General features: G+C 60.9%; 10 protein-coding genes and 1 pseudogene. 9 read left to right on the top strand and 2 right to left on the bottom strand.

Annotated elements, in window-relative coordinates; genetic code table 11:
• Positions 1-1,158: 1,158 nt before the first annotated feature.
• The 5 genes and pseudogenes from QLQ85_RS08205 to QLQ85_RS08185 all read left to right on the top strand — a co-directional run bounded on the left by QLQ85_RS08205 (position 1,159) and on the right by QLQ85_RS08185 (position 4,686).
• Positions 1,159-1,452, top strand: coding sequence for a hypothetical protein (locus QLQ85_RS08205; protein ID WP_282738543.1), 294 nt, complete (start codon positions 1,159-1,161; stop codon positions 1,450-1,452).
• 589 nt (positions 1,453-2,041) lie between these two features.
• Positions 2,042-2,458 carry a phasin family protein gene (locus QLQ85_RS08200; RefSeq protein WP_282738542.1) on the top strand — a complete coding sequence of 139 codons (417 nt, stop codon included), beginning with the start codon at positions 2,042-2,044 and terminating at the stop codon, positions 2,456-2,458.
• A gap of 313 nt (positions 2,459-2,771) precedes the next feature.
• Complete coding sequence (locus QLQ85_RS08195) at positions 2,772-3,230, top strand: general glycosylation pathway protein (protein ID WP_282738541.1); 459 nt, start codon at positions 2,772-2,774, stop codon at positions 3,228-3,230.
• A gap of 110 nt (positions 3,231-3,340) precedes the next feature.
• Positions 3,341-3,525: pseudogene (locus QLQ85_RS08190) on the top strand (hypothetical protein); the annotation flags it as partial.
• 357 nt (positions 3,526-3,882) lie between these two features.
• On the top strand, positions 3,883-4,686 hold the full coding sequence (locus QLQ85_RS08185) for a class I SAM-dependent methyltransferase (RefSeq protein ID WP_282738540.1): 804 nt from the start codon (positions 3,883-3,885) through the stop codon (positions 4,684-4,686).
• 187 nt (positions 4,687-4,873) lie between these two features.
• On the opposite strand, the gene QLQ85_RS08180 is transcribed toward QLQ85_RS08185, so the two are convergent.
• Positions 4,874-6,733, bottom strand: coding sequence for a PHA/PHB synthase family protein (locus QLQ85_RS08180; RefSeq protein ID WP_282738539.1), 1,860 nt, complete (start codon positions 6,731-6,733; stop codon positions 4,874-4,876).
• Between the two features lie 195 nt (positions 6,734-6,928).
• On the opposite strand from QLQ85_RS08180, the gene QLQ85_RS08175 reads away from it, so the two are divergent.
• The 4 genes from QLQ85_RS08175 (at position 6,929) to QLQ85_RS08160 (ending at position 10,108) form a co-directional block, all read left to right on the top strand.
• Positions 6,929-7,198, top strand: coding sequence for a hypothetical protein (locus QLQ85_RS08175; protein ID WP_282738538.1), 270 nt, complete (start codon positions 6,929-6,931; stop codon positions 7,196-7,198).
• 49 nt (positions 7,199-7,247) lie between these two features.
• On the top strand, positions 7,248-8,021 hold the full coding sequence (locus QLQ85_RS08170; protein ID WP_282738537.1) for an ADP-ribosylglycohydrolase family protein: 774 nt from the start codon (positions 7,248-7,250) through the stop codon (positions 8,019-8,021).
• 112 nt (positions 8,022-8,133) lie between these two features.
• Entirely contained in the window at positions 8,134-8,442 is a 309-nt protein-coding gene (locus QLQ85_RS08165) for a hypothetical protein (protein WP_282738536.1), read from the top strand.
• Between the two features lie 541 nt (positions 8,443-8,983).
• Complete coding sequence (locus QLQ85_RS08160; RefSeq protein WP_282738535.1) at positions 8,984-10,108, top strand: Fic family protein; 1,125 nt, start codon at positions 8,984-8,986, stop codon at positions 10,106-10,108.
• A 101-nt stretch (positions 10,109-10,209) separates the two neighbouring features.
• On the opposite strand, the gene QLQ85_RS08155 is transcribed toward QLQ85_RS08160, so the two are convergent.
• Positions 10,210-11,400, bottom strand: coding sequence for a cation diffusion facilitator family transporter (locus tag QLQ85_RS08155; RefSeq protein ID WP_282738534.1), 1,191 nt, complete (start codon positions 11,398-11,400; stop codon positions 10,210-10,212).
• Positions 11,401-11,549: the final 149 nt, after the last annotated feature.

Raw genomic sequence — 11,549 nt, 5'->3', positions numbered from 1 at the left:
ATTAGGTTTGAATGCAAACCTGCTTAATGGGCTATAAGGAGGCTTTAACAGTATTGGGGTGTGTGAAAGAATCTTATACCTCTTGAGAAAAAACGATAGAACTCAATGCTGCGTATCGCATCTACAAGTGCGTCACTAAGGGAATTGTATTAGAGTTTGTAAGGTCGTAGGCATGCCAGTGACTTTCACATAACGGTGCCAAGCGCAGCGAAAATTTTCCGTTTCGCCCTCACCTCCACGTCGAAGCTTCATGTTTTGAAGGCATTGCACAAGAGCATGCTGATGTTCCGCTTCTGGCCGAGTGAGGAACTTTAGCCTATGGTGATAGTTTGGTTGAGGGTGTTTAAGATCCAAAGCAGTCATGCTAGCAAATGCTGCTGGCACGTTCATTTTTATTAGGCTGCCGAGGGATACTTGATTCAAAGGAAGATTAGTGGGTTATGGGTGGCCGATCAGATGCGTTCATTGACATGAACGCATCGGCACGATAAATAAATAACAGAGTGTGAAGTCTAATCTTTTTTAAGCCGCTGGGAGACTGACATGGCAGGGACACTCGCTGATAAGATTCGCAGCCACGTGTACTATGCTTTTATCGCGCCCGCTAAGAAGGCGGGCGCTCGTGAGTTTTCTGTGCAAGCAGGAGACGTGCATAAGGATTTGAGACTTGAGAGCAGGATGCCTGCTGTATGTGGCGCGATAGATGCCGCGAAATTCCAAAAAGAGTACAGCGTCACATTGCTAAACCGATCTGGACCAAAGCAAGGGGCTTCCGTAGTATGGCGCTTCCGTATTGACACGTAAGGAATTGTAATGGCTATAAACTCTTTTCGCCCCCTGTAGCTTAAGAAGAGGGTATCAGAGGACGCGGCACTCATCCTGAAACTGGGGGTGAGATGCCTCAAGCGTTTTCACACAGCCTGGACCCAATGCCGACCTCAGGGAAAATGCTGCACGCATGTTTATTAGAGATAGACTGTCGAGGTGTTCTTGATGTCTGTGAGAAATAAAATCGTGGGTGCTTTAGGTGTGTGCATTAATTGACTTGGGCGTGTCGGTACGTTTATATAATAACAGAGCCTGCGTTCTAATCACTGCTCGGCGGCACGCGACGGATGCTTAGGCCTGGAAATAACCTCTACAAAATGAGGTGCGAAAATGACAGACACTGAGTTTGCGCAGGAAGTTGAACGAACGATCACGTTTTACGAAGAAATGACCGGCCACGCGGCTGCTCGTACACGCCCTATGATCGAACGATACGGGGAGATCAAGGCACTTTCCCGGCTTATGGTAAGTGCAGATCTTCAGCAAGGCTTCAAGGTACTGCGTGACAATAACCAATTGGAAAAAAGCTTTGAAGCTTTGGTTGTCAAGTACCAACATCTATTTCAAGCGCCCGCAGTGGAAGCAGCACAGTGGCGGTTGTCGAACCCTTATGAGTTGCTGTAGCGTGAGGCGTCAGACACTAAACAAAACTCTCAACCGGACGCTCGTACCTTGCTCCGGTTAGCTAAGCGTTATGAGTGCATTAGTACGTGCTGAATGTCAGCAATTGGCCGTTTCTTGTCCTTCCCCCAGACTCCGGTCTGGTCCGCATGCTGGGTGGCTAGGAGATCACTGGCACCCGCGAGGTGTTCCGCAGCACCTAGCCCCTCGGCATCCCGATCTGTTGCCGCAACATTTCACGGTCCTACCCGACGACTTTTGCCACCAGCCCTACCGCACCAAGCGTGTTGATAAGGGCCGGGACGTCTGCCATTTCTACCTCGACGACTACCGGAGACAACGTGGCACCGCCCTACGGCCGCCATGAACCGCCTGCGCCGCTACTGGTTACTGGACGGCGCTGACGCCGCATACCCAGCATCATCCAGAGTGATCATCGTGACCGTGAGGTAACCCCATTTCTTGGGAGGTGGTAGGCGCGGCGCCCAAGCTCCGATCTATGTTGCACTGCACAAAATTCCTTGCTATTGTGCACTGCAGCAGAGCGGGAATCTCCCGTTCCATGACATTCAGAACCCCGGAGGTTCCCATCATGACCAACGTCTTCGCATTCGATGCCAAGCAGTTTGACACCGCCCAGTTCGAGTCCGTGTTCTTCGCCCCGGCACGCGCCTTCGCCGCCCTGTCCATCGACGTCACCGAGAAGCTGGTCAATGCCCAGCTCGACGCCACCAAGGCCTATGCCGACACCGGCTTGACGCAGTTGCGTAGCCTGGTGGAGGTCAAAGACGCCGCAGGCCTGAAGAGCTACCTGGAAGGCCAGCAGGCCGTCGCCAAGGGACTCACCGAGCGTCTGAAGGGCGATGCCGGGAAGGCGGTAGCCCTGCAGCAGGAGTTCGTTCAGGAAAGCCAGAAGCTGACCGAGGGCAGCGTGAAGCAGGCCCAGGAAGGCCTCCAGCAGGCCACCGCGACCAAGGCGGTCAAGGAAACCGCTCCCAAGGCCAAGTAAGCCTTGGGCCCGCGGGCCGCGCTGACGCAAGACCCCAGGCCGCCGATTCATGATCGGCGGCCTCTTGGTATGTGAGCAATGGACATGGGGCGATTGCCGGCAGGCCTCCCCGAGTTCGACACTTCCAGCCCGATTTTGGCCTGAAATTGGCACATGACGACTGAAAATTTCAGTGAGTTAGAAACTCTCTGCCAGAATCTCTGTAGTGACACGTTTCGAGCCGCTTCCTTGCGGCCCAGACTAGTTGTGTTCCCTCAGGGAAAGACCCCGTTTTTATATATGGTAGGAATTCAATTGGCGGATCGGAGAAAAGATGAATAAGGTGAAAAGTATTTCTGATTTGATGGGGCGTGCTGTTTATGGGCTCATCAGCTTGAGCCTGGGTATTATAAGCCTCACAATGATGGGCGTTGCCTTATGGGATATATGGCTCTCGGTACACGAAAGAACCTTGCTTGTTGCAGCCCTTCTTAATGCCATCGGCTTGATTGTGATTGGAATGGCTGTCTTTGATGTATCCAAATTCCTGTTGGAGGAAGAGGTTTTTAGCAGCAGCGCTACAAAGTCGCCCGCAAAACAGAGAGAGGCTTTGTTAAAGTTCCTCGTCATAATTGCCATTGCCATAAGCCTTGAATCCCTAGTGTTCGTGTTTGACGCTGGGACAAAAGATATTACTACGTTGATCTATCCCACTTTATTGTTGGTTTCAGCTGTTTTGGTGGTAGTCGGTCTTGGTGTGTATCAGAGGTTGACTCGTGATGATGAAAAATAAGTGAATGCAAAAACCGGGTCTTCGTCGTTTCATGCGGATTTGACCTGATCCAGCAGGCGGCCCACTGGACTGCCAATCAGATAGATCCACATAAAACGCCGAAGAGCCTATTTTCGACCAATAATGTGGTTATCAATCTGGGGTTGTCCTCGCAGAAGTACTCGTTGCCTAAACTGTTTCCATCTATGCAGATCTGATCATGGGTTCCGTTGTAGGCATGGTTGTGCTTAACGGTGCCAGGCGCATTCTTGCTCTCAAAATTAAACTTTTTATGTATCGAGACTTGGGTGATTAACCACCCAGGCCTCGATATATTGTGCAAAGGTTTAGCGTATATGCGAAAGTGATCAAAGTCTGCTTCTGGCCGAATACCGAACTTCAGGCTACGCTGATGGATGGGGTACGGCAGATGACGACCCAAAGGCGATATGTTGTCAATGGCCGCTGGCTTCTCGCCCCGTGTTATGCAGCAGGCGCGGTGATCGATGTTATGCTGCCGAGCTATACTTAATGTTTGGTAACTTCAGTAGGTTAGGAGGCAGACCAGCGCACGGTATAACATTGTTGAACGCGCATGCGCGTTCAAGTCAGTAGCAAGCATGCCGTCTCATACCTGTTGGGCCTCATCCTACAGGCGAAGAGGGAGATAACCGTGGAACCGTCAGAGCGGAAAGATGTGTGGGCCGCCGGCGACCTCTATGAACCCTATGTGGGGCGCTGGAGCCGACAGGTGGCCAAGGCGTTTTTGGACTGGCTAGCGGTGCCAGAAAAAAAGGCCTGGTTGGATGTCGGATGTGGAACCGGTGCCTTGACCCAGACCATCATCGAGACTGGAAACCCAAGCTCGGTCATCGGCATAGATTCTTCGCCCGGCTACACCGAGTACGCGAAGGCGCGCATCGCGAGTCCATGCGTGCGCTTCGAGGTCGGGGACGCCCAGTCACTCCCCATCGATACAGCGAGTCTGGACGCCGCCGTTTCAGGCCTTGTCTTGAACTTCGTGCCACGGCCGCCCCAGGCAGTTGCGGAAATGGCTCGGGTTGTGCGTCCGGGCTCGGTCGTTGCGGCGTATGTCTGGGATTACGCTGGGAAAATGGAGCTGATGCGTTACTTCTGGAATGCGGCAGTTGCCTTGGACGCTTCGGCAATCGACCTCGATGAAGGCCGTCGCTTTCCGATCTGCCAACCGACACCGCTTACCGAACTGTTCGCGCAGGCCGGATTGAGCGAAGTCGAGGTATGTCCGATCGATGTCGCCACCGACTTCCGCGATTTCGACGATTATTGGTCCCCATTTCTCGGGGGACAAGGGCCGGCGCCTGGCTACGCAGTGTCGTTGAGCGACGATCGCCGCGCGGTGCTCCGGGAGCGGATTCGATCCGAACTCCCGCTTTCGAAGGATGGGTCTATCCACCTCATTGCCCGTGCATGGGCCGTTCGAGGGCGTAAGCCTTAGCGGCGGCCCAACCAGATGCTCCACCCGACGTCGCGCTGACGCGGCAACGCGCCTGAGCTTGGACGTTAAATCAGGTTTTTCTGAACGTCCAATTCTGGCCGAATGAGAACTTCAGGCGCGCATGCTGGCAGGGCTGGTACCCGGCGGTGGTCAGCCAGGAGCGGGGCACTTCAGCTCCACCGGCCCCTCACCCGCCAGGCGTGATCGCGTCGTCGACCCGCACCCGGACATAGGAACCCGGCGCCTCCTCGATGGGGGGAAAGCGCTCTCCACCGGGCTCGCGGGCGGGCACCTGGCCTCCGGCGTGGCGCTTGATCCAGTGGCGCCATTCCGGCCACCAGGAGCCCGGGTGGTGGGTGGCCGAGGCCAGCCAGCGCTCGGGATCTTTCGGCAGGTGGCCATAGGTCCGGTAGCCATACTTCGGCGAGCCGGCGGGGTTGATGACCCCGGCGATATGGCCGGAGCCGCCGAGCAGGAAGCGGGGTCGCCGGCCGAGCAGGTGCGCGCCGCGGTAACTGGACTGCCAGGGCGCGATGTGATCCTTCTCGGTCGCCACGAAGAACGTCGGGGTGCGCACCTTGCCCAGATCGATGGCTTCCCCCGCCAGGGAGATGCCCCCGGGTTCGGCGAGGCGGTTCTCCAGGTACATGTTACGCAGGTAGAAGCTCTGCATGCGCCGCGGCATGCGGGTGGAGTCGGAATTCCAGTAGAGCAGGTCGAAGGCCTGGGGCTCGCGGCCGAGCAGGTAGTTGTTGATCACGAAGCCCCAGATCAGATCGGCGGACTGCAGCAGGTTGAAGGCGTTGGAGAGATGCGTGCCCTCCAGGTAGCCGCGCTGCTCCATGTGCTGCTCCATGTAGCGGATCTGCTCCTCGTCGATGAACACCTCCAGCGGCCCCACCTCGCTGAAGTCGAGCAGGGTGGTGAAGAAGGTGGCGCTGTGCACCCGCTCATCGCCCCGGGCGGCTTGATGCGCCAGGGTGCAGGCCAGCAGGGTACCGCCGATGCAGTAGCCGATGGTGTTGAGCGTCTCCTCGCCGGTGACCTCCGCCACCACGTCCATGGCCTTGAGGGTGCCCCGGGTGAGGTAGTCGTCGAAGGCTACCTCGGCATAGCGTTCGTCCGGATTGACCCAGGCGATGACGAACACCGTCATGCCCTGTTCGACGGCCCAGCGGATGAAGGAGCGCTGCGGGGTCAGGTCCAGGATATAGAACTTGTTGATCCAGGGCGGGACGATCAGCAGCGGCCGGCGGTCGACCGTCTCGGTGGCCGGCGCGTATTGAATGAGCTGCATCAGCTCATTCTGGTAGATGACCTTGCCCGGGGTCACCGCGATGTTCTTGCCCAGCTCCAGCCCGGTCGCATCGCTCTGCTTGATGCGCAGCAACCCCTCGCCTCGGGCCAGGTCCTCCATCAGGTTGGCCATGCCCTGCAGCAGGTTGGCGCCGCCGGTGTGCACCGTGGCCTCGATCACCTCCGGATTGCTGGTGGCGAAGTTGCTGGGGGCGAGGGCGTCCATCAGCTGTCGGGCGTAGAACTCGACCTTCACCCGCTCGTCGTGGTCCAGGTCCTCGGTGACCTCATGCACCCCCTTCAACCACTGCTCGGCGGTCAGCTGGTAGGCCTGGCGCAGCGCATCGAAGAAGAGGTTCTCCTCCCAGCCCTTGCCCTTGAAGCGCCTGTCTCGCGGGGCGGGCTCGTGGGCCGGTGACGGCGCCTCGCCGAACAGGCGCTGTGTGGTGTTCTGCCACAGCGTCGTGTAGCCCTGCCACAGCTGCTGCTGGACCTCCAGGGCGCGTTGCGGATGGAGCAGGAACTGCTGGCCCAGACTGGTCAGCGCCTTGGCCGCGACCGCCGGGTCGGGCAGGGTGAAGAAATCCCCGCGCGTCTGACGCTCGAGCCAGCCCTGCCAGGCCCGGGACGACCCGGCCGACAATCGCTCGAGGGTCTCGGCATAGCGCCGTGCCAGCTCGTCGGGTGGCGTCTCATGGGGGGGTGTCGCCTGATCGCCTGACTTCGCTGATGACGGTTTCTGATCATTCATGGACTTGCCCCTTGGTGAGTACGACTCGATGGCGGCGGCGTCCGGCCCATGGCCGGAGGCAGGCCGACGAACCAGGGCCGATGCGCCGGCCCCATCTGCCGCCACCTACCGTTTCAGTATCGTAGGGGCTGGGTGAGACGCAACCGTAGCGCCGCCATCCAGCTAGGCTTGTGGTGAAGGGACCAGGAGGCGAACGTGGACGAAGACCTGAGCAAGATGACGCGCGAGGAGTTGCTGGACGAGGTCAGGACGCTGCGGCAGGCGATCCGCGAGCATCGCGACTGCAGCGGGCACGACCTCTGCTGGCATCATCCGGCGCTCTGGAGTCTGTTGCCCGAGAAGACGGATCCGGTGCCGGTGGTGCCGGAATGGCCGGCGTTCATGCGGGGCTGCATCAAGTATCGTCAATCCCTGGACGAGCAGGCGCCCGATGCCCCGCGCTCGGACGAGCGCTATCAGGAGTGATCGCCAGGGAGGGACGTCATCCACACCCGCCAGTCGGGAGGAGGTCGCCATGCTCGGCGCCATCGCCGGCGATATCATCGGCTCGGTGCACGAAGGGGCGGGCACCAAGCACCGGGACTTTCCGCTGTTCACGCCGCACAGCACCTTCACAGACGACAGCGTGCTCTGCGTGGCGGTGGCGGAGGTGCTGCTGCACGGCGGTGATTTCGTCGATGCCTACCACGACTACTTCCACCGCTACCCGGATGCCGGCTTCGGCGGCGGCTTCATGCGCTGGGCGGCGAGTCGGGATCGGCGGCCCTATTACAGCTGGGGCAACGGCTCGGCCATGCGGGTGCCGCCGGTGGGCTTCGCGGCCCGGACCCTGGACGAAGCCCTGAGCCTGGCCAAGCGCAGCGCCGAGGTCACCCACAATCACCCCGAGGGCATCCGCGGCGCCCAGGCCGTGGCGGCGGTGATCTTCCTGGCGCGCCAGGGGGCCGACAAGGCGAGCCTGCGCGAGGAGGTGGAGGCGCGTTTCGGTTACGACCTGTCGCGACGTCTGGACGAGATCCGCCCCGGCTATCGCTTCGACGTCTCCTGCCAGGGCTCGGTGCCGCCGGCGATCACCGCCTTCCTGGAGGCCGAGAGCGTCGAGGCGGCGATCCGCAATGCGGTCTCGCTGGGCGGCGACGCCGACACCCAGGCCTGCATGGCTGGGGGCATGGCCGAGGCCTTCCATGGTGGCCTGCCCGAGGAGTTGCGCCGCGAGACCCTCGCCAGGCTGACGCCCGACCTGCGCGCGGTGGTGGAGGCCTTCCAGGCCCGCTTTCTCTCCTCCTGACATCCCTACCGATACCGCTGGCCGGGAACCCACCGAAGCTTGGCTGCGTCCTTGCGGCCGTCGGGGTCGAGCCCCGGCGATTCGCAACCGGACATAGCACAGGAGGGTCGTCATGATCATTGCACGCTGGTATTGCCAGGCCCGCTTCGGGCACAAGCAGGAACTGATCGAGAAGACCCGGGAGTGGTGGTCGACCATCGGTCGCGAGATCGGCCAGACCGACTACACCATCACCACCGGCAGCGTGGGCGCCGCCGAGTCGGTGATCGCCGTGGACCTGCGGGTGGCGGACATGGCCACGCTGAATGCCCAGTGGGACAAGCTCGCCGAGCGCGCCGATCACCGGGAGTGGGGCAAGGCGATCGAGCCCCTGGTGGTGAGCGGCTCCACCCGTTGGGAGATCTATCGCGTGGTGGTGTGAGCACCGCTCAGCCGGCGGCCCTGAGACAGGCGAGCAGTTCGCCATGCCGCTCGGCATGCGCCACCAGCAGGCTGGTCCATTCGGCGGGCGCGGGGTCGCCGGCCAGGTCGGTGACCGTGCAGCCCGCCCCCCTTGACGACAGTGATGATGCGTGTGGCAGTGCGATGAAACGGCTAGGCCAGGTGTACTCCACTTGGCCGTGCTGGTCGGTCCTGTCGTTCCAGCTAGGCTTGCCCGGTTGCTCCTGGCCGCAGGTGGGCGAAGGGTTTGTTGCTAATAGAGGGTGAAGTCATGAGCCACAAGGTGTGTTGTGGCGCATCCGTGAGCGTTAATCCTGCTTGTTGGACATACAAGGCACAGTTGTGAGCAACAAGCCGTCTTGATCCCCATCTGTGAGTGACAACGCCTCTTGTGTTCAATTTTCCTTGAAATCTGAGCAACAAAGAGGGCTGTTGCTTATCCATGGGAGGCAAGCTGGTTTGTTGCTCATATTTGTCTCAGAATGGGCAACAAAGTCCTCTGCTCACGGGGTGACGTCGGGATGAAGCTCGATATCAGTAATGCCATACACTACCACACCGGCCAGTTTCCACCGGCGAACCTTGACTATGGCCAACTGCTTCCTGCCTTGCTGGAGGCCACCGATGCGCTGGCGCGCTATGACCAGATGCTCCAGAGTATGCATAACAGCGAGATATTTCTGGCGCCTCTGCGTGGCCAGGAGGCGGTAGTCTCCTCACGCATGGAAGGCACGATCAGCACCATGGATGAAATCTTCCAGTTGGAGGCCGAGTATGGCGACGATGGCGAGGATGCGGTCTGGGAATTTCGCTCCGATGTCATCGAGACCGCGCTGTACCGGCGTGCACTGAATACGGCCCAGCGGCAGTTGGAGGAAGGCCGTCCCTTCTCGGAGTCCCTGGTCAAGAGCATTCATCAGCAGTTGCTATCCTTTGGCAGGGGAGCTGGCAAGTCGCCAGGGGCTTACAAGGGGGAGCAGAACTACATCGGCGAGCGTGGCAGCCGTGAGATCAGCTTCGTGCCCATCGCTCCGGAACAGCTCGCCATCGGTATGGAGGCACTGTTCAATCTGATCGGTGACGACAGCATGCCGATCCTGTTGCGCACGGCCCTGGCCCACGCCGAGTTCGAGGCGCTACACCCCTTCAAGGATGGCAACGGCCGGGTGGGGCGGATGTTGATTACGCTGATGCTGTGGCGGGGAGGCGCGATTTCCGCCCCGCATTTCTATGTCAGTCGCTACTTCGAAGATTACAAGGACGAGTACATTCGGGGGCTGCGCGAGGTATCGGCGCACGGCGACTGGGTGGGTTGGTGTGATTTCTTCTTTACCGCCGTGGCGAAGCAGGCCATCGAGAACCTGAGGGTGGCCCAGGAGATCCGCGACTGCTACGAGGAGATGAAGCTACGCTTCGCGGAGCTTCTGGCATCCAAGTACTCGGTGGCGGCACTGGACTATATGTTCACCTCGCCTGTGTTTCTCAATAGCCGTTTCACCCGCAGTGCGGGCATTCCGTCAAAAACGGCGGCTCGCTTCTCGCGTGTGCTGCTGCAGGATGGGCTGCTGGAGACAGTACGTGAGCCCTCCGGGCGGCGTTCGGCCATCTACCGCTTTGAACCATTGATGGAAAAAGTCCGAGTCTGAGTACTGCGCTCACTTTCAATCTTCCGTGTGCCGCCCGCTTTCGCGGTTGAAGGGATATAGCGCCGCGCGTGTCACATGGAAGGGTAGCGTCTCGCCCTCGGCTACCGGGGGCTACCGGCGGTGCGGATCACTGCGGGCGGGTCGTTGCCGGCCAGCCGCCGTACCTCCACATGGGAGAGCCAGGGCAGGTCGCGGGCGCTGGCCTCCAGCTCGGCCGCCACGGCCTGGCTCTCCAGGTGCGCCTGCTCGTCGAGGCAGGCCACCACCGTCACCGCGCCGTCCAGGTAGTGCAGTTCCAGGTCGTGTAGCCAGGGCCAGGCGGCCAGGGACGACCAGCGGGCGGCGAGGGCCGCTTCCACTTCGGGGCGCAGCGGCAGGCCGGGGAAGCGACTGGGATCCCCTTCGCCGGCATCGTCTTCCGGGTCGATATGGAAGGTCAGGTCGGTGAGGGCGGGGTAGGCGCGGCGCAGCCGGCGGCTCACCTCGTTGCCGATCTCGTGGCCCTCCGAGACGCTGATCCGCGGGCCCACCACCACGTGCAGGTCGAGCATGGCGCGCCCCGCCGACTGGCGGGTGCGCAGATCGTGGACCCCCAGCACCCCCGGGACGTCCAGCGCCACCCGGTGCATCCTGGCCTGTTCCTCCATGGGCAGGGCGGTATCGACCAGTTCGCGCCCGGATTCCCAGAGCAGGTCCCAGCCGACCTTGCCGACCAGCAGGCTGACGATCACCGCGGCGACCGCATCCAGCCAGCCGGTGCCGAACTGGGCCGCGACCAGCGCCACCAGCACCACGGCGGTGGAGAGCACGTCGGAGCGGGAGTGCCAGGCGTTGGCTTCCAGCAGGCGGGACTTCACCCGCTTGGCGACCCGCATGGTGACATGGAAGAGCGCCTCCTTGGCGAGCAGCGCCGCCAGGGCCAGCAGCATGGCCCAGATGCCCGGCGGGGAGATCATCGTCGCCGAGAACAGGCGGTGCAGGCTCGACCAGGCGATGCCGCCGGCGACGAAGATCAGCACGCTGCCGAGCAAGAGGGTGGCGAGGGTCTCGATGCGACCGTGGCCGTAGTGGTGGTCCTCGTCCGGTCCCTGGCGGCCGTAGTGGGTGGCGGCCAGCACCAGGCCGTCGGTGACCAGGTCGGAAAAGGAGTGAATGCCGTCGGCGACCAGGGCCGCCGAGCCCACCAGGGCACCGACGATCACCTTGGCCAGGCCCAGCAGGCCATCCAGCCAGGCAGCCAGTAAAGTGACGCGCTGGGCATCACGGTAGTCGTCGGGGTGTGACGTCGCCATGGCAACTCTCGTCGGATCCGTCTCGGTTCGGCAGGGCACCGATTCTACCGCAGTCGAGCTGCCGGTATCAGGGGGCTCCGGCGCCGAGAGCCGAGCAACGGCGATGGGCCCGGTCGAGATGGCGGGAGCGTGCGGCCGGTGTGTCACGG

The sequence above is a fragment of the Halomonas kalidii genome, from assembly GCF_030010475.1.
GTDB classification, from domain to species: Bacteria; Pseudomonadota; Gammaproteobacteria; order Pseudomonadales; family Halomonadaceae; genus Halomonas; species Halomonas heilongjiangensis.
The sequence above is the reverse complement of the archived record's forward strand: the minus strand, read 5'-3'. Positions and strand labels throughout refer to the sequence as shown.